The organism is Halomonas sp. TA22 (genome assembly GCF_013009075.1).
Taxonomy (GTDB): Bacteria; Pseudomonadota; Gammaproteobacteria; order Pseudomonadales; family Halomonadaceae; genus TA22.
The window spans coordinates 1,070,827-1,088,665 of record NZ_CP053108.1; the positions used below are offsets into that span (position 1 = coordinate 1,070,827).

Genomic DNA, 17,839 nt, shown 5'->3' on the forward strand with positions numbered 1-17,839 from the left:
ATAGGGACGCTGCGGCCGCAGAAGGCTGCGGGCATCATGAGTGTCGGCGCAGCTGGGAGATGGGCATCTCCAGACGCTGCTGCTTGTGCAGCATGTTGAGCAGCACGATGGCGCGCTCCTCGCCCTTCTGCGCCTCGAAGACCGCCTGCAGATCGCGAAAGGGCCCTTCGACGATCTCGACGGGCTCGCCGGTGCGGAAGTAGACGTTGGCGACCGGCTCGTCGTCTCGTGCCGCCCGGGCATGTTGGCGCAGCGTCTCGATCAGCGAGTCGTCGACCGCCAGCGGTTCACCACCGAAGCCGACCAGCTTGAGTACGCCACGCGTCGAGCGAATTGGCCCCCAGTTGCTGGCCACGCGATCTAGGCGAATGAACATGTAGTAGGGAAACAGTGGCTCGGCGACCCAGACCAGCCGGTTGCGTCGCTTCTTCTGGACCTCCAGCAGGGGATGAAAGACCTCATAGCCCTGATTGGAGAGATGCTCGGTGGCGCGAAAGGACTCCCCCCCCTTGCACTGGATCGCATACCAGCGCGGCAGAGCGTCGGATGTCTCGTCATTCAGAAGGTCGTTTGGCTCTCCCTCGCTCATGGTACTCCCCGAATAGTGACGACGTTTGTCTGGCGCCCAATAAACGGCTCTGCAACAATCCCACGTGCTACGAGCCATAATAGCAAGGGACTGATTTCGCTAGCACGCTGATGACGCGAAACGGCTAGTCTATCATCTTGCCAAGCTGCTTCCGCCACATTCCTTTTCATGGAGTTCACCGATGTCCTTGCCCCATGCGCAGCGCAGCTGGCGTTCAGCCCTGGCAATCTACTTACGCGCGCCGGTCATCACCATGTTGCTGCTGGGCTTTTCCGCCGGTCTGCCATTCCTGCTGGTCTTCTCCACGCTCTCGGCCTGGCTACGTAGCGATGGCGTCGAGGTGGCGGCCATTGGCTTCTTCTCGTGGATTGGCATTCTCTACTCGATCAAGTTCTTCTGGGCACCGGTAGTGGACCGGCTGGCCCTGCCACTGTTGACCCGGACGCTGGGTCAGCGGCGCGGCTGGATGCTGTTTGCCCAGGCGATGATCGCCGCCGGCCTCATCGGGCTGGCAAGCCTCGACCCGCTACACAATCTGCCGTGGGTGGCGGCCTTCGCTCTGCTGGTCGCCTTCGGCTCCGCCACCCAGGACATCGCCATCGACGCCTTTCGCATCGAATCGGCGGACGACGACATCCAAGCGGCCATGGCCTCCACCTACATCATCGGCTATCGTGGCGGGTTGCTGGCCGCCGGGGCCGGTGCGCTCTATGTCGCCTCGATGGTCTCCTGGCAAGTGGCCTACCTGAGCATGGCGGCGCTGGTCGGCATCGGTGTGGTGACCGTACTGGTGCGTCCGGAACCCAAGCGCTCGTCGCTCACGGTGCAACTGATTCACGAACCCAGGGTGCGCGCCTTTCTTCGCGTCAGCCGTGGCAAGCCGCGAAACCTGAGGCGACTGGGGGCCTGGCTGATCGGTGCCATCGTCTGCCCGTTCACCGACTTCTTCAGTCGCCACCGGGCCAAGGCGCTGTGGCTGCTGTTGTTCATCGCGGTGTTCCGGATCAGCGACCTTGCGATGGCCTCGATGGCCAACCCACTCTATATCGACCTGGGCTTTTCGCTGGCCACCATCGCCAACGTGACCAACGTCTTCGGCATTGCGATGAGCATCAGTGGCGGGATACTTGGCGGCCTGCTAGTCGCGCGCTACGGCATCGGACCCATTCTGGTACTGGGGGCCGCTGCCGCCACGCTGACCAACCTGCTGTTCGCTGCCCTCGCCATGGCTGGCGCCAACTTGCCGATGCTGGTAATGGCCATCGTCGGCGACAACCTGGCCAACGGCCTGGCCAGCGCCGTATTCATCGCCTTCCTCTCGAGTCTGACCTCACGCGCCTACACCGCGACTCAGTACGCGCTGTTCTCTTCACTGATGACGCTGCCGGGCAAGTTCCTCAGCGGTTTCGGAGGGCTGGTGGTAGCGGGACAGGGGTATGCGACGTTCTTCGTGATCGCCACCGCGCTGGGACTGCCGGCGATACTGCTGGCACTGTGGATCAGTCGCGACCGCGAGCTGGTGCCACCGCCGCTTGCACGCGCCGCCTGAGTGTTGGAAATGAGCTTGCCGCCTATCAGCGATGAATGGCAAGCCACTCAAGGGCACCGCGGCTCTTGGCCCACTGATCGCGCATCAGCGTACGATACTGCCAGGCTTCGGCCCGGCTGCCCGTCTCCGGCAGTGTTTCGGCGGGAAGCGTGACCGGACGCGGATTGGCATCGCAGAGCATGGCGATGGCATGGACATTGAGCGCGGCCGCCTCGTTGAGTGCCGCAAGTGCCTCGTCATGCCGCTCCATGCGATAGAGTGCCAGCGCCTGACCCATCAGTACCCCCAGCAGGGGCGTCTCGGCAGCCTGGCGGCTCACCTCCAGCGCCCGCTCGTCCTGTCCCTCGCGCAGCAGCTGGTCGAGCACCAGTTCACGCAGTCCCAGGCTGTCCTGCTCATCCAGCACCAGTAGCCGTTCGGCAAGCTCCCGCGAGCGTTCGCGGGCGCCCCGCTCCATGCCCACCACCAAGGCAAGGCCGGTGCGCAGCAGCACGGCGTTGTCGGCGGCGTCCCAGGCGAAGGTGCCCTTGCCCATGCCGTCGAGTTGCGTCAGCCAGCGCTCCAGGCGTGCCGCCAGCGGCTCGAACAGGCTCGGGGCCATCCACGGCAGGCTGCCGAAGCGGCTAGTGAGGGCCAGCGTCAGCGCCTGCACCACCTTGGCGGAGTCGAGCCACTCGGGATGCGCGCAGAGCGCCACCAGCCATTCGCCGGCATGAGGCCAGGGGTCGGCCTCGAAGCCGAGCGCCGCCTCTTCGTCGACCAGCACCTGAAACTGCGCCTGCCAGCCGGCAAACAGCGTATCCTCGCGAGCGGTGGCATGATACTCGCGGCTGCCATCCTCGGCACGCCGGAAGTCGAGCAGCGGCGCGGTGGGCAGCGCCTCGAGCAGCGCCTGCAGTGCTGCCAGCGGTTCGGCGAGATCCTCCTCGGAGTGGACCATCTGCTCGGCCAGGGTCGCACCGGGATTGTCGGCGAGATCGGCCAGGAACTGCAGCTGCTCGGGTTCGAGATCGCCCTGACGTGTGAGCCTGCGAAACCAGAAACGAGCACGCTCTCCGGCCTCCTCGATATTACCCTCGTGGAGCAGCAACATCGCCTCGATATAAGCCAGCGTCGGTGAGTCGGGCAACGCCTGCTGGGCACGCACGAAGGTCTCGCGCGCGCTTGCCAGGTCATCGTTGTCCAGATGCATCAGGCACAGCCGCTCGAGCGCCAGGCCTCGCAGGAACAGTGGGCCATGCTCGAGAACGTCGTCGAGCAGCGCGGTGCGCTTGCGGTGGAAGCCACGCTCCTGATACAGATCGATCAGCAGTTCGAATGCCGGTTCGGCCTGCTCGGGGAGCTTCGACCAGTCGCCTGCGTCGAACAGCGCCTCGAGAATCTGCTGGGCACGGCCGCGCTGACCGCTCTCGGCGGCGATCAGCCCCGCCTCGAGCAGGGCTTGGGCGGGTGCCTGGCCACTGAGCAGCGCCGCCTTGAGGGTGTCGCCCTTCCACTCGCGCAGCGAGAGCATCCACATCAGATGCGCGGGTACCGCACCTGGCAAGCTGATCGCGCCGCAACACTGCTTGGTCTTGCGTCCCGAGTCACACCAGCAGGGCTCGTTGCGCCCTGGCCTAGCGAGCGGTTCGCAGGCGAACCCTGCACGCTCGAGCGGGGTTTGCGACCAAATTTCGGGGGCCAGGGCCTGGGCCATGGCCAGGTTGCCTCCCATGTGCGCCACGCCATGTCGGCGTGCCCAGGCCATGAACGACGGATAATGCTCATTGTCACGAATCGCCACCAAGGCTCCGGAAGCAAAGCCCAGCAGCTGTTCCACCCATACTGCCAGCATCGCAATCTCCGCCAGAAAATCGCGTCAGTCTAGCATGAGGGCATTGTCGGACTCACGAATCATTGCCCTGATCCTCAGCGCTGACGGGCCCACTCGAGCAGCGGCTGGCTTCTGGCGTGCATGTCGAGACGCGCCTCGAGGCGTACCAGATTCCAGTAGTGGCCATTGAGCGCCCGCGACAGCAACAGCGTATCGGCGGGGGGCTGCAAGCGGTCCATGGCCGACCAGACTCGAGGACTCAGCTCGCGCAGGCGGTGATGGACCCGCACGTCACCGAAATTCTGAGGCCCCGGCATGAACAGCGGTGCAATGGCCTGGGCAGATTCGCGATAGAGCGCCAGCGGTGCGCCCTCCCCCTGGCGTCCCCCCATCTTCAGCAGCGCCTCGTCCATGGCCATGGCATCCTGAGCCAGGGTCGCCTCGAGCAGAGTGAGCATCTGGACCAGACGCGCCTCGGGCACGGCGATCACCGCCCCCAGGTCGTAGATCACCAGCCGGCCCTGCTCATCGCAGGCGAAGTTGCCGGCGTGCGGGTCGGCGTGCAGCTCGCCATGGGTGAAAAGCTCCTCGGTCAGCCAGTCGGCGAGGTGCTCCGCCAGTGCTTGGCGCCGCTCCGGTGAGGCGGACTCCATGTCGCGCAGCGGCGTGCCGGGCTGATAGCGCATGGCGAGCACTCGCTCGCCGCTCAGTGCCGGCAGCGGTTCGGGTATCCTCAACCAGTCACAACCGCTATAGCGCTCGCGGTAACGCGTAAGCGCCGCGGCTTCGGCACGGTAGTCGAGCTCCCCCCTCAGGCTTTCGGCCAACTCCTCGAATAGCGCGTCCAGGCGCGCCTGGGGCAGCTTGAGCCAGCGCCCCAGACGCATGAGGCGCCGCACCTGAACCAGGTCGCTCTCCAGCACTTCGGCAAGCCCGGGATACTGCACCTTGAGCACCACGCGCTCCCCTTCAAGCGTCGTGGCACGGTGCACCTGGCCCATCGAGGCGCTGGCGAAGGGTGTCTGCTCGATGTCGGCGAAATGCCGGTCGAGCCGATCATACTCCTCCTCGAGCGTGGCACGGATACGCGGCCACGGCATCGGCTCGGCCTGACGCTGCAGACGCGCAAGCTCGCCTGCAAGCTCGGGCGGCAACAAGTCGTCCCATTGCGACATCATCTGTGCCAGCTTCATCGCCGGCCCCTTGAGCTCGGAGAGGCCATCGAAGAGCGCCATGCCCAGCGCCTGCCAGTCCGACTGGCCTCCCAGGCGGCTGCGCAGTACCGCACCCCCGGTTCGAGCACCCAGACCCAGCAGTCTTCGCGTTCTGCCCCGCTCACGCATGAGGTGACACTCCTGGTCAGATGAAATGTCAGATTACTATGGCAGCCGAGCGACGATACTGGAAGAATATCCATACCTGATAGCCCGAGGCTGCCATGCGCCTGATCATCGCCGAAAAACCCAGCCTGGCCCGCGCCATTGCCGATGCCTTGCCAGGCTCTCCAAAAAAAAGCGACGGCGCCATCACCGTCGGCGACACCACCGTGAGCTGGTGCATAGGCCATCTGCTTGAGCAGGCGCCACCGGACGCCTACGACCCACGCTACAAGCAGTGGCGCCTGGACCACCTGCCGATCCTGCCGGACCCGTGGCAACTGACGCCGCGTCCCAAGGCGCGTGGTCAGCTGGCGGTGATTCGCAAGCTGCTCAAGCAGGCAAGCCTGGTCGTGCATGCCGGCGACCCGGACCGCGAGGGGCAACTGCTGGTCCAGGAGACCATCGACTACCTGCGCTGGAAGGGCCCGGTCGCGCGGCTGCTGGTCAACGACATGAACCGTTCGGCGGTCGCCAAGGCGCTGGAGCGGCTGGAGGACAATGCGCGCTACCAGGGGCTCTTTCGTGCCGCCGAAACGCGCTCCCGGGCCGACTGGCTGTATGGCATCAACCTCTCCCGCGCCTGGACGCTGATCGGCCGTCAGGCCGGCCACGACGGTGTGCTCTCGGTGGGTCGTGTGCAGACCCCGGTGCTCGGCCTGGTGGTGCGCCGCGACCTCGACATCGCCCGCTTCGAGCCACGCCCCTTTTATGTAGTGTGGGGCGATCTGCAGGTCGCCCAAGGTCGATTGCGCGCCTGGTGGCAACCCGGCGAAGCCCACCGCCTCGACGAGCAGGGGCGCTTGCTGGATCGCCTGCCTGCCGAGCAGCTCGCCGCGCGCCTTCCCGGTGCCAGCGGTCATCTTGCCAAGCTCGACAGTCGCGACCAGCGCCAAGCCGCGCCACTCCCCTATTCACTCTCGGCGCTGCAGGTGGATGCCGCACGCCGCTACAAGCTATCGGCCAAGAGCGTGCTTGACGCCTGTCAGAGCCTCTACGAGCGCCACAAGCTGATCACCTATCCCCGCTCGGACTGCCGCTACCTGCCCAAGGGTCATCACGCGCCGCTGGGCAGAGCGCTGCCTCAGATCTGCCGAGCCGATGCCACCCTAGCGCCATGGCTCGAAGGCGCCGACTTCAGCCGCCGTTCGCGGGCCTGGAACGATGCCAAGGTGAGCGCCCACCATGCACTTGCACCGACCGGAGCCGTGCCCGACATGGCGCGCCTGTCGGCAGTCGAAGCCAATGTGTTCCGACTGGTGGTACGCAACGTGCTGGCCCAGTTCCATGCCGCACTGGAGAGCCGTGAGGTCAAGGCCGAGTTCGAAATTCTCGGCGAGACGTTCAAGGCTCAGGGTCGCGTGATTCTGGTTGCCGGATGGAAGCCGCTGTTCACTACCCGCGACGAGGCACCTCCGCTACCGCCACTGACCCAGGGCGAGACCGCAAGCGTCGTCGACCAGGCGGTGGAGGACCGCGAGACGCGCCCGCCCGAGCCTTTCAACGACGCCAGCCTGATCAAGGCGATGATGAACATCGCCCGCTACGTCGAGGACCCGGAAGTCAAGCGTACCCTGCGCGATACCGATGGCCTGGGCACCGAGGCGACCCGTGCCGGCATCATCGAGACCTTGCTCGAGCGCGGCTATCTGGTGCGCCAGCAGGGCGCAGTGCGTGCCACGCGAACCGGTCATGCGCTGATCGAGTCGCTGCCGACGGCGGCCTCGCGCCCTGAGCGCACCGCGCTTTGGGAACAACGCCTTTCGCTGATTGCCGAGGAGAACGCCTCGACGAGCGACTTTCTCGACCTGCTCGTGAGCGATCTTCGCGGGCTGCTCGGAACTGCCGATGCCGGACGCATGCGTGCGGCACTCACTTCCGCCCAAGGGATCGAGGCCCCAAGCCAGGCCGCCCCGCGGCAGCGTCGCGGCGTAGCCGGCACACACGGCAAATCCACGACCACCAGAGGTGGCACGGGGAGTGGCAAGCGCAGGGGCATGAATCCGGCACGCCGCCGCAAGAAGGCCGAGTCGTCGTGATGCCTGCCCCGCACGTGGCGTTCGAGCGTCATCTGGTCGTCGGCCCCGGGGCTCTGGGTCGGCTGCTGGCCATTCGCCTGGCCCTGTCTGATCGAGCCCCTAAGGTCGCCCTGCTCGGGCGTCGCCCGCCACCGCGCCACCTGCAGCTGGTCACGCCCGAAGGCGAGCGCCTGATGGGGGACCTTCCCGGGCTGACCGCCGAGACGCTCGCGACCGAATCCGGGCGCCTGGTGCACCTCACCACCAAGGCCTACGCCGCACAGGCGGCGTTCGAGGCGATTGCACCAAACCTGACGCCGGATACGCCCGTGGTGCTGTGGCAGAACGGCTATGGCATTCAGGAAACGCTGACTCGCCAATGGTCCGGACCGGTGCTGTGCGCCAGCACCACCGAGGGCGCCTATGTCACTGGCGTGGACGAGGTGGTACATGCCGGCCATGGCCAGAGTGTGCTTGGCGATCTTGGCGGCGAGCATGGCGAGCTCGCCTCGGCGCTTGCCGAGACCTTGAGCAGAGCGGGGCTACCGTGCCAGGCGGTGGATGACATTCGCGTGCGGCTCTGGCACAAGCTGGCGGTGAACGCTGCCATCAACCCCCTGGTCGCGCGCTTTCGCATTCGCAATGGTCAGCTTCGCGACAGACCATTTCGGCCGATGGTCGAGAGGGTCGTGGCCGAGGTGGCAAGAATCATGTCGTTAGAGGATATTCCTACCCCGCCCGAGGGGTGGAGCGGGCGGGTCTGGCAGGTGGTGGAGGGCACCGCCAACAACCGCGCCTCGATGCTTCAGGACGTACTCGCCGGGCGCCCTACCGAGCGCGAGGCGATCCTGGGCCCGCTGCTTGCAGCCGCCACTCGCCACACCCTGGCGTGTCCCGCTCTTGAGAGCCTTCATCGATCTTCTCCGGGACCTGCACCAGAGTGATCGGTAGCGCATGAAAACAACACTAAACGTTATTAAAAACAGATCGCTTATATCTTGACCCAATAGCGGCACTTGGGCGTATGCTCTATAGTCAAGCTGCCGCATCGGCCTGACTCAATGCCACGCGATATGCCATGCGGCACCCTCCGTCATGCCAACAGCACGTCAACAGGGAGTAGCCATATGGGCCTCAGAATTGGCGACATCGCCCCAAACTTCACCGCAGACACCACGCAAGGCACCCTGAACTTCCATGAATGGATCGGCGACAGCTGGTGCGTGCTGTTCTCGCATCCTAAGGATTTCACCCCGGTTTGCACCACTGAACTTGGCTACATGGCCAAGCTCAAGCCCGAGTTCGACAAGCGCAACACCAAGATCATCGGTCTCTCCGTCGATGCGGTCGAAAATCACGCCACTTGGTCGAAGGATATCGAGGAGACCCAGGGCACGGCGCCCAACTATCCAATGATTGGCGATACCAATCTTGAGGTGGCCAAGCGCTACGACATGCTGCCGGCAGATCTCGACGCCACCGCCGAGGGGCGCACGCCGGCCGACAACGCCACCGTGCGCGCGGTCTTCATCATCGGCCCGGACAAGAAGATCAAGGCGATGCTGATCTATCCGATGACCTCGGGCCGCGACTTCGACGAGGTACTGCGCCTGCTCGACTCCGTCCAGTTGACGCTGAAGCACACCGTGGCCACTCCGGTGAACTGGCGCCCGGGTGACGATGTCATCATCCCGCCCTCCGTCAGCGACGAGGAGGCGCAGAAGAAGTACCCACAGGGCTACACCACGCTCAAGCCCTACCTGCGCACCGTCAAGCAGCCGCAATGACCCTACCGTCGGGCGAGGGTTGACAGGACACTGGCGACCCGTCCGGTGTCACTGCCACTCGAGTCGCGCCTCCAGGCCACCGTCCGCTCGGTTGCTCAACGCCAACCGAGCGTGCTGGCGGTACGCCAGCACCAGCGCGATGGAGAGCCCCAGCCCGCTGCCGCTGATCTCCTGGCCTGCGACACGCCGGAAGCGCTCGGTGACCTGCGCGAGCAACTCCTCGGCAATCCCCGGGCCAGTGTCACGAATCGCCAACCATGCATGCTCCCCCTCTTCGACGTTCCCCATTCCCAGCACGACCTCGATACGGCCGCCGGCCGGCGTATAACGCAGCGCGTTATCCAGCAGGTTGCGGATCAGGATCTCCACTTCGGTCGCGTTACCCTCGATCTGCGGACGCACCGTGGCATCCACTTCCAACACCTGCCCGCGCGCCTCGGCCAGCGGCCACAGCTCGGCGGCAAGTCGCTGCACCATGTCCAGCAGATCGAGAGTCTCGCGTGGCGGCGCGTCGGGGCCATCCAGGCGTGCCAGCAGCAACAGCTGCTCCACGACCCGCTGCAATCGCTCGATACCGCCATAGGCCTTGCGCAGCGACTCGCGCTCACCGGCCAGTGCGTTGTCGAGATGAATCTTCAGCGCCGCCAGTGGCGTGCGCAGCTCATGGGCCGCGTCGGCACTGAAGCGTCGCTCGCGCTCCAGCGTCACGCCGAGCCGGGTGATGAAATCGTTCAGGGCATCGCGTAACACCTTAAGCTCGCGCGGCACCGCCAGGTCGATATGGCTGAGATCCTGTGAGCCGCGCCCCATCACCTGCTGCGACAGGCTCGAAAGCGGGCGCAGCCCGCGATTCACCAGCAGCCAGACGATCGCCAACAGCAGCGGCAACGCCACCAGCATGGGCAGAAAGTTGCCCAGCGCCACCTCGCCGGAGAGCTCATCATGGAAGCGTTCGCGCAAGCCGATGCTGAGCCAGCGCGCGTGGTCGTCGAGTTGCAGGCTGAAGACCCGCCAACGTTGACCGTCATACTCCTGCCAGCGGTAGCCCTCTCGCTGGGGAGGGGGAAAGGCCCCGGCATCGCCCCACTCCGCCCCCATCAGCCAGGGGATGCCATCCGCCTGCCAGAAGCCGAGCGTCAGCATGCGCTCCTCTGGATGGTAGCGCCGGCCGGGCGAGGCGGCTTGAGCATCGGAAGTACCGTACCAGTACGCCGGGTGGCCCGGCTGGTCCAGGTGGCGAGCGAGCCGTTCATACTCCTCGCTGGAGGTGCCCGGGCCGACCAGCGAGGAGACGATACGCCCCTGCATGCTCAGCTGGGCGTCGAGTATGCGCTCCATCTTGTGATGAGTGATGAAATAGGCCGAGACGACGATCGAGAGAGTGGCCAGGGCCAGTACCAGTGCCAGGGAGACGATCAGATAGCGGCGAATCGAGGTCATGCGCCAGGAGCGTCCAGGCGATAACCGATGCCGCGTACGGTGGCGATCAGCTGCTTATCGAGCTTGCGTCGCAGATGGTGCACATGGACTTCGAGGGCATTGGACTCCACCTCCTCCCCCCAGCCATAGAGCAGGCTTTCCAGGCGCGTGCGCGGCAACACCTTGCCCGAATGACGCGCAAGTTCCAGCAATAGGGCAAACTGCCGGCGCCCAAGCGCCACCTCCTGACCACGCCACGCCACACGGTGCTGGGATTCGTCGATGAGCAGGTCGCCCAGGCTCAAGGTCGGCGAGGCTCGCCCCTCGGCACGGCGGGTCACCACCCGCAGCCGAGCGAGCAGCTCCTGCAGATCGAATGGCTTGAGCACGTAGTCGTCGGCACCAGCGTCAAGCCCCTTCACTCGTGCATCCACGGCATCCCGGGCGGTAAGGATCAGCACCGGCAGGCGTGCATGGCGGCGAACCTCCTTCAGCACCTCGAGACCATCCATGTCGGGAAGTCCAAGGTCGAGCACCATCACCGAGAACGCCTCGGCCTGGAAGGCCGCCAGAGCATCGCGGCCCCCGGACACCCAGTCGACCACATAGCCCTCGCGTAGCAGTGCGGTCCTGATGCCATCGCCCAGCAGGGAGTCATCCTCCACCAACAGCACACGCATCGACTTCTCCCTTCACCGTTTCTTCCCACCCTTAAGCCTTCGTTAAGCCAAGCGTGCCAGGGTGGTGTTCAAGGCCGGCTGCTTCGCCGCATCGGTCTCCCCTGACAATATAAGGAGAACCCCATGCCACTATCTCTCGGCTTGACACAGGCACTTCAACCCATCAATACCCGCCTCGCCATCGAACACCCCCCGCGGCCGACTGCTCCGACCCCAGATACCTCCGCCATCGCGGTGTTGACCGACTTTACCCAGACACCGCCCCGCACCATCTGTGAGTCGACACCCATCGGTCAGGCGCATCGCAGCATGCTGCAGGAGGGAGTGAGATTGCTGCTGGTCACCGACGAGAGCGGCCATCTCAGCGGCATACTCAATGCCCGCGAGGTGATCGGCGGGCGCCGCATCACGCTGGCCATGCAGCACCACGGCCTCTCCCGCGAGGAGGTGACGGTGAAGATGGTCCAGACCCCAGGCGAAGCGCTGCATGCGATGCCCTATGCCCAGCTGGCCCGACTCACCATCGGTGAGCTGATGGAAGCGCTCAGAAGCTATGGCGACCAGCACCTGCTGATCACCTCGCAGGGCGATGACGGTGCGCCACGTCTGCGCGGGCTGGTATCCGCCTCCGATATCGGCCGTGCGCTGGGTGTAGAGCTCACTCTCGCGCCGGAAGCGCGCAGTTTCGCCGATATCTGCCAGGTCGTGCTTGGTCATGAGCTGTGAAGATGATGTACATCGTGGTTGAGGCTTGACGATCGCCACGGCGAAACGGTCCGCGAATCGCTTCGCAGGCCGTCGCTGCGCTCAACCGGTGTTGCGCAGTCCCGCGGCGATGCCCGCCATGGTCACCATCAAGGCGCGCGACAGCTCCGGACTGATCGCGCCGTCGGCGTCGCGGTTGCGCTGCAGCAGCTCCGCCTGCAGCCCATGCAGCGGGTCGATATAGGGATTGCGCACATCGATGGCCTGGCGGATCAACGGCGTATTCTCGAGCAGCTCCTGCTGACCGAGAATCTCCACCAGCACGCCCTGCAGCCGGGTGAAACGCCGGCGCAAGTCACGTCCCAGTGCCTGAAGAGAGGGTTCGTCGACCAGGCGGTGCTCATAGTAGGCGGCAATCTCCACGTCCCCCTTGGCCAGCAGCATCTCGAGCATGTCCAGATAGGTACCGAAGAACGGCCATTGCTCGCGCATCTCGCGCAGCCGCTCAAGCCCGCCCGGCTCCTCGAGCCGGGTGACGAAGGCGTCGCCGCTGCCAAGCCAGGCGGGCAGCATCAGCCGCGTCTGAGTCCAGGCGAATATCCACGGAATCGCCCGTAACGTCTCCACCCCGCCATCCTGACGACGCTTGGTGGGGCGCGAGCCGAGAGGCAACCTTCCAAGCGACCCCTCCGGCGTCACCGCCCGGAAATAAGGCACGAAGTCAGGATTCTCGCGTACCACGCTGACATACCCACGATGGGCGATCTCCGCCAGGCGATCCATCTCCTCGCGCCAGTGCGGCTGCGGCTGCGGCGGTGGCAGCAGCGTGGCTTCGAGTACCGCGCAGGTGTAGATCTCCATCGAGCGCAGTGCGATATCGGGCTGCCCGAACTTGAAGCGGATCATCTCGCCCTGCTCGGTAACTCGCAAGCTACCATTCACCGAGCCCGGCGGTTGTGAGAGAATCGCCGCATGGGCTGGGCCGCCACCACGCCCCACCGTACCGCCACGCCCGTGAAAGAGCGTCAGATCGACGCCATGTGCCTTGCACACCTCGACCAGGGACTCCTGGGCGCGGTACTGCGCCCAGGCTGCGGCCAGCTGACCGGCATCCTTGGCCGAATCGGAGTAGCCGATCATCACCTCCTGGCTGTCTCCAGCCAGGCGCCGGTAGCCCGGCAGCGCCAGCAACCGGTCGACCACGTCGCCGGCACGGTTCAGGTCGTCCAGCGTCTCGAACAACGGCGCTATGGGCAGACGCACGTCGCCGCCAACTTCCTTCATCAGCAATGCCACCGCCAGCACATCGGAGGGCTGCCCGGCCATGGAAATGATGTAGGTCCCCAGCGCCTCGCGCTGCTCGCGGGCGATGACCCGGAACGTCTCGATCGCCTCGCGGGTTTCGGTGGAGCACTCCCAGCGCCTGGGAATCAGCGGGCGCTGCGACTTCAGCTCGTCGAGCAGGAACGCCTGACGCTGAGCTTCGTCCCACTCGCTGTAGTGGCCAAGCCCCAGGAAGTCGGTCAGCTCCTCGAAGACCTGGTTGTGGCGGCTCGACTCCTGGCGGATGTCGAGTTTGGTCAGGGTCACGCCGAATACCGCCACACGACGCAGGGTGTCGAGCAACGCGCCATTGGCGATGGTGTCGAGCCCCACGTCGCACAGCGAGCGGTAGCAGGTCAACAGCGGCGCATAGAGTTGATCGCGGGTCTCGATGATCGGCCCGCTTTCATGGGAGCGGCCATCGAGACACGCCTTGGCCCAGTCGCGAGTCGCCTCGACGCGGCTGGTCAGGCGCTTGAGCAGGATGCGGTAGGGCTCGGCCTCGTCGCCGACTTCGGCCTTGAGCGCGCTATTGGCCTTCCACATCGACAGCTCGGCCTTGAGCTGTTCGAGGTCACGAAGATAGAGGTCGGCGGCCATCCAGCGCCCCAGCAGCAATACCTCGCGGGTGACCCGGGCAGTCACGTTGGGATTGCCGTCGCGATCGCCCCCCATCCAGGAGGCGAAACGCAGCGGTGCGGCGTCCAGCGGCAAGCGTTCGCCCGCCAGTTCCAGCAGCAGCGTATCGAGATCGCGATGGAAATCGGGCACCGCCTGCCACAACGAGTTCTCGATCACCGCAAAGCCCCACTTGGCCTCGTCGACCGGCGTGGGCCGCTCATGTCGGATCTCGTCGGTATGCCAGGCCTGGCTGATCAGCTCCTCGAGCCTGCCATGCACGCGGTTGGCCTTCTCGGGGTAGTCGAGGGAGGATTCGATGGCGGAGAGGCAGTCATCGATGGCGTCATACTTCTGGATCAGCGTGCGCCGGATCACCTCGGTGGGATGCGCGGTCAGCACCAGCTCGACGCGCATGCCGGCCAGCGTCTCGACCAGCTTGCGCGGTGGGTTGCCGGCCTCTCGTACCCGTGTCAGCAGCTCGCCGAGCACCGGTTGCGAGCCGGGCTTGTAGTCCTCGACGCGGCGAAAGCGCGCCCGGTAGTGCTGCTCGGCGATATTGGCCAGGTTGAGAAACTGATTGAAGGCGCGGGTAACCGGGAGCAGATCGCGATCCGGCAGCTGGCGCAGATATTCGATCAGCTCCCGCCTGCTCGGCTGGTCGCCTTGGCGGCCACGCTTGGCGAAGCCACGAATGGTCTCGATCTTGTCGACGAAGGCCTGCCCCTGGTCGTCGGCAATGGTACGGCCCAGGCTGTCGCCCAGAATGCGGACATTATCGCGTAGCGATTCGTGAAGATCATCACTCATGCGTAGCATCCTTTCTCTATGCGGTTAATTATCGTGGCTCTTGGCGCTCTGCCAATGCGCTTCCATCTCGTCCAGGCTGGCCTTTGCAGGCGTACGTCCCTGCTTCGCCAAGGCATCCTCTACGTAACGGAAGCGACGTTCGAACTTGGCGTTGGTGCGGCGCAGGCACTGTTCAGGATCGGCCTTGAGGCTGCGCGCCAGATTGGCCACGGCAAACAGCAGATCGCCCACCTCATCGCACGCATGCATCTGGTCGCCACGCGCCAGCGCCTCCTCGACTTCGGCGAGCTCTTCACGGATCTTGTCGATCACGCCCCGGCTGTCCGGCCAGTCGAACCCCACCCGGGCGGCACGCTTGGAGAGCTTGGCGGCACGCGACAGCGCCGGTAGCGCATGGGGAATATCGTCGAGCACCGAAGGCTCGCGTTCAAGCGGCGTTGGACGGGCCTCGCGCTCCGCCGCCTTGAGCGACTCCCAGCGGCTATTGACTTGACTGGTCTCGACCTCATGTGCCGAGACGCCTTCACGCCGCGACGCCAGATGGCCCGCAGGGAACACGTGCGGATGGCGGCGCAGCATCTTGGCGGTCAGTACATGCACCACGTCGTGAAAGTCGAAGCGCTGCTCCTCGGTGCCGAACTGACTGTAGTAGACGACCTGGAAGAGCAGGTCGCCAAGCTCGCCGGGCAGCTCGTCAAAGGCATGACGCTCGATGGCGTCCGCCACCTCGTAGGCCTCCTCAAGGGTATGCGGCACGATCGAGTGCCAATCCTGCTTGATATCCCATGGGCACCCCTGCTGCGGATCGCGCAGCACGGCCATCAGCTCGAGCAGGTCGCTCAGCGTGTACCGAGGCTTGCCGCCATGACGGTCGCTCATGCCTGGGGCCTCTTCTTGCGCTTGGGCGTACCGGCGCCGCCGCGCAAGCGTTTGATGTCGATCACGTTGGGCAGTTGCTGAATGCGCGAGAAGAGCCGCCCCAGCGTCTCCAGCCCATCGACCTCGACGGTGATGCCCATCCGGGCAATACCGTCGCTGGTATCGGTATGGGTGTTGATCGCCAATACGTTGACCTTGTCATGGCCCAGTACACCGGTGACATCGCGCAGCAGGCCCGAGCGGTCCCACGCCTCGATCTCGATATCGACGGGGTACTGGGTATGGGCACGCTCGCCCCACTCCACCTCGATGACCCGCTTGGGCTCATCGACACGCAGCTGCAGGATGTTGGAGCAGTCCTGGCGATGGATGGTGACCCCGCGCCCCTGGGTAATGAAACCGACGATCGCATCGCCGGGGACCGGGTGGCAGCAGTTGGCCATGCTAGTCTTGAGGTTGCCGACACCGAGCACGGTAATACCGTCGCTCGGATCCTTGCTCGGCGCGCGCTTGGGCTTGGCCAGTAGCCGGTCGAGCTGCTCCTGGTCGTCGGTCTCGCCAAACAGCTGCTGGGCCTGGTGAAGCACCTGGCCGATCCGTAGATCGCCGGCGCCGATCGCCGCGTACATGTCATCAGGCGTAGCGTAATTGACTTTCTGCGCCAGGGTGGTCAGCTCCATCCCCTCGACATCCAGGCGCTTCATCTCCTTCTCGAACAGCGCGCGCCCCTCCTCGAGGTTCTGGTCCCGCGCCTGCTGCTTGAACCACGCCTGGATCTTGGTACGCGCGCGAGACGTACGCACGTAGCCCAGCGAAGGATTGAGCCAGTCGCGACTCGGGCCACCCTTGGTGGCGGCGAGTATCTCGACCTGCTGACCGGTCTTGAGGCGATAGGTCAGCGGCACGATACGGCCATTGACCTTGGCCCCCCGACAGCGGTGACCGATCTCGGTATGCACGCGGTAGGCGAAGTCGATGGGGGTGGCGACCCTCGGCAGGTCGATGACATGGCCATCGGGGGTGAAGACGTAGATCCGATCCGGCGCCACATCGCTCGAGAGCCCCTCGCGCAAATCGCCGAAGTCGCCTACCTCGTCCTGCCACTCGAGCACCTGGCGAAGCCAGGCGATCTTCTCTTCGTAGCTGCGGCTCTTGGCGTTGGTGTCATGTCCCTTGTAGCGCCAGTGGGCACAGACGCCGAGTTCGGCCTCCTCGTGCATGGCGAAGGTGCGGATCTGAATCTCCAGCACCTTGTTCTCGGGCCCCAGCACAGCGGTGTGCAGCGACTGATAGCCGTTCTTCTTGGGGTTGGCGATATAGTCGTCGAATTCATTGGGGACGTGGTGCCAACGCGAGTGGACGAGGCCCAGCGCGGTGTAGCAGTCGGCGACTTCCGGCACCAGGATGCGTACCGCCCGTACGTCGTAGACCTGCGAGAAATCGATGCGCTTGCGCTTCATCTTGCGCCAGATCGAGTAGATATGCTTGGCACGTCCATCGACATCGCAGCGCGCAATGCCCTGGGCCTCGATCAGCCGCTTCAAGGTATCCACCACCTCTTGGATATAGCGGTCGCGATCGAGACGCTTCTCGGCGAGCTGCTTGGCGATGGCCTTGTACTCATCTTCGTGCAGGTAGCGAAACGAGAGATCCTCGAGCTCCCACTTGAGATGGCCGACCCCCAACCGGTGGGCCAACGGCGCGTAGATGTCGAACACTTCCCGGGCCACCCGCAGCCGTTTGTCGCGGGTGGCATCCTTGACCTGACGCAGCGCACAGGTGCGCTCGGCGATCTTGATCAGCGCCACGCGGACATCATCGATCATGGTCACCAGCATCTTGCGCAGGTTGTCCTGCTGATTGTGCTGGGAAAGCCCGTGGCTGGGCGTCTGATGACTGATCGCGGCCATCTGCAGCACGCCCTTGATGAGCCCGGCCACCTCGCCGCCGAACTGCTTGGCGATGACATCGCAATCGATCAGTTCCTCGCGCACCGCGCGATAGAGCACCGACGCCTCGAGCGTCGCCTGGTCAGGCCTCAGCTCGCTCAAGATATCGGCCATTTCAAGGCCCATGCGAAAGCTCGATCCATCCTCCAGCCACGCCTTGTGTGGCCGGTCCGACTCGCGCGCCAGGCGATCGGCAAGCATGCACGCCCGGCGCAGCTCGTCGGGATCGCGTAGTGTCACATCCTCCTGCAGGCGTGCCAGCCATTGTTCAATATCCACCGCACCATCTTGGGTCAGTGGCTGGTCTTCACGCACCTTTACCAT

General features: G+C 65.0%; 13 protein-coding genes. 5 read left to right on the forward strand and 8 right to left on the reverse strand.

The genetic code is table 11. The features are described from left to right. Positions 1 to 34 precede the first annotated feature (34 nt). Complete coding sequence (gene rfaH, locus HJD22_RS05015) at positions 35 to 589, reverse strand: transcription/translation regulatory transformer protein RfaH (protein ID WP_208654428.1); 555 nt, start codon at positions 587 to 589, stop codon at positions 35 to 37. A gap of 181 nt (positions 590 to 770) precedes the next feature. On the opposite strand from rfaH, the gene HJD22_RS05020 reads away from it, so the two are divergent. Further along, positions 771 to 2,138, forward strand: coding sequence for an MFS transporter (locus tag HJD22_RS05020; RefSeq protein WP_208654429.1), 1,368 nt, complete (start codon positions 771 to 773; stop codon positions 2,136 to 2,138). Positions 2,139 to 2,163: 25 nt separating this feature from the next. Here the strand turns inward: HJD22_RS05020 and HJD22_RS05025 are convergent, their stop codons facing one another. Both HJD22_RS05025 and HJD22_RS05030 read right to left on the reverse strand, forming a co-directional pair. Then, entirely contained in the window at positions 2,164 to 3,972 is a 1,809-nt protein-coding gene (locus HJD22_RS05025; RefSeq protein ID WP_208654430.1) for an SEC-C domain-containing protein, read from the reverse strand. 74 nt (positions 3,973 to 4,046) lie between these two features. After that, positions 4,047 to 5,294: an AarF/ABC1/UbiB kinase family protein gene (locus tag HJD22_RS05030; RefSeq protein ID WP_208654431.1), complete on the reverse strand. Its 1,248-nt coding sequence runs from the start codon at positions 5,292 to 5,294 to the stop codon at positions 4,047 to 4,049. Between the two features lie 95 nt (positions 5,295 to 5,389). On the opposite strand from HJD22_RS05030, the gene HJD22_RS05035 reads away from it, so the two are divergent. From HJD22_RS05035 to HJD22_RS05045, 3 genes are all read left to right on the forward strand, one after another. Continuing rightward, the gene (locus tag HJD22_RS05035) at positions 5,390 to 7,366 is read left to right on the forward strand and encodes a DNA topoisomerase III (RefSeq protein WP_208654432.1); all 1,977 of its coding nucleotides are present in this window, start codon (positions 5,390 to 5,392) and stop codon (positions 7,364 to 7,366) included. Further along, a complete protein-coding gene (locus HJD22_RS05040) occupies positions 7,366 to 8,289 on the forward strand; it encodes a ketopantoate reductase family protein (protein WP_208654433.1) in 924 nt (307 codons plus the stop codon). Before HJD22_RS05035 ends, HJD22_RS05040 begins: the two co-directional genes overlap by 1 nt. Before the next feature lie 183 nt (positions 8,290 to 8,472). Further along, positions 8,473 to 9,132, forward strand: coding sequence for a peroxiredoxin (locus HJD22_RS05045; RefSeq protein WP_208654434.1), 660 nt, complete (start codon positions 8,473 to 8,475; stop codon positions 9,130 to 9,132). Between the two features lie 48 nt (positions 9,133 to 9,180). On the opposite strand, the gene HJD22_RS05050 is transcribed toward HJD22_RS05045, so the two are convergent. Both HJD22_RS05050 and HJD22_RS05055 read right to left on the reverse strand, forming a co-directional pair. Then, the gene (locus HJD22_RS05050; RefSeq protein ID WP_208654435.1) at positions 9,181 to 10,572 is read right to left on the reverse strand and encodes an ATP-binding protein; all 1,392 of its coding nucleotides are present in this window, start codon (positions 10,570 to 10,572) and stop codon (positions 9,181 to 9,183) included. Beyond that, the gene (locus HJD22_RS05055; RefSeq protein WP_208654436.1) at positions 10,569 to 11,231 is read right to left on the reverse strand and encodes a response regulator transcription factor; all 663 of its coding nucleotides are present in this window, start codon (positions 11,229 to 11,231) and stop codon (positions 10,569 to 10,571) included. Before HJD22_RS05055 ends, HJD22_RS05050 begins: the two co-directional genes overlap by 4 nt. 123 nt (positions 11,232 to 11,354) lie before the next feature. Here HJD22_RS05055 and HJD22_RS05060 point away from each other — a divergent pair, with 123 nt between their 5' ends. Then, entirely contained in the window at positions 11,355 to 11,957 is a 603-nt protein-coding gene (locus tag HJD22_RS05060) for a CBS domain-containing protein (RefSeq protein WP_208654437.1), read from the forward strand. An 81-nt stretch (positions 11,958 to 12,038) separates the two neighbouring features. Here the strand turns inward: HJD22_RS05060 and ppc are convergent, their stop codons facing one another. Genes ppc through relA form a run of 3 tightly spaced genes read right to left on the reverse strand, consistent with a single transcriptional unit; the run spans position 12,039 to position 17,839 of the window. Beyond that, positions 12,039 to 14,687: a phosphoenolpyruvate carboxylase gene (gene ppc / locus HJD22_RS05065; protein WP_208654438.1), complete on the reverse strand. Its 2,649-nt coding sequence runs from the start codon at positions 14,685 to 14,687 to the stop codon at positions 12,039 to 12,041. A gap of 24 nt (positions 14,688 to 14,711) precedes the next feature. After that, positions 14,712 to 15,566 carry a nucleoside triphosphate pyrophosphohydrolase gene (mazG, locus tag HJD22_RS05070; protein WP_208654439.1) on the reverse strand — a complete coding sequence of 285 codons (855 nt, stop codon included), beginning with the start codon at positions 15,564 to 15,566 and terminating at the stop codon, positions 14,712 to 14,714. Next, a complete protein-coding gene (relA, locus tag HJD22_RS05075) occupies positions 15,563 to 17,839 on the reverse strand; it encodes a GTP diphosphokinase (RefSeq protein WP_208654440.1) in 2,277 nt (758 codons plus the stop codon). The genes mazG and relA overlap by 4 nt, the downstream gene beginning before the upstream one ends.

Coding starts and splice junctions, on each gene's coding strand:
- rfaH (WP_208654428.1), bottom strand. CDS start 589: ATGAGCGAGGGAGAGCCAAACGACCTTCTGAATGACGAGACATCCGAC.
- HJD22_RS05020 (WP_208654429.1), top strand. CDS start 771: ATGTCCTTGCCCCATGCGCAGCGCAGCTGGCGTTCAGCCCTGGCAATC.
- HJD22_RS05025 (WP_208654430.1), bottom strand. CDS start 3,972: ATGCTGGCAGTATGGGTGGAACAGCTGCTGGGCTTTGCTTCCGGAGCC.
- HJD22_RS05030 (WP_208654431.1), bottom strand. CDS start 5,294: ATGCGTGAGCGGGGCAGAACGCGAAGACTGCTGGGTCTGGGTGCTCGA.
- HJD22_RS05035 (WP_208654432.1), top strand. CDS start 5,390: ATGCGCCTGATCATCGCCGAAAAACCCAGCCTGGCCCGCGCCATTGCC.
- HJD22_RS05040 (WP_208654433.1), top strand. CDS start 7,366: ATGCCTGCCCCGCACGTGGCGTTCGAGCGTCATCTGGTCGTCGGCCCC.
- HJD22_RS05045 (WP_208654434.1), top strand. CDS start 8,473: ATGGGCCTCAGAATTGGCGACATCGCCCCAAACTTCACCGCAGACACC.
- HJD22_RS05050 (WP_208654435.1), bottom strand. CDS start 10,572: ATGACCTCGATTCGCCGCTATCTGATCGTCTCCCTGGCACTGGTACTG.
- HJD22_RS05055 (WP_208654436.1), bottom strand. CDS start 11,231: ATGCGTGTGCTGTTGGTGGAGGATGACTCCCTGCTGGGCGATGGCATC.
- HJD22_RS05060 (WP_208654437.1), top strand. CDS start 11,355: ATGCCACTATCTCTCGGCTTGACACAGGCACTTCAACCCATCAATACC.
- ppc (WP_208654438.1), bottom strand. CDS start 14,687: ATGAGTGATGATCTTCACGAATCGCTACGCGATAATGTCCGCATTCTG.
- mazG (WP_208654439.1), bottom strand. CDS start 15,566: ATGAGCGACCGTCATGGCGGCAAGCCTCGGTACACGCTGAGCGACCTG.
- relA (WP_208654440.1), bottom strand. CDS start 17,839: ATGGTAAAGGTGCGTGAAGACCAGCCACTGACCCAAGATGGTGCGGTG.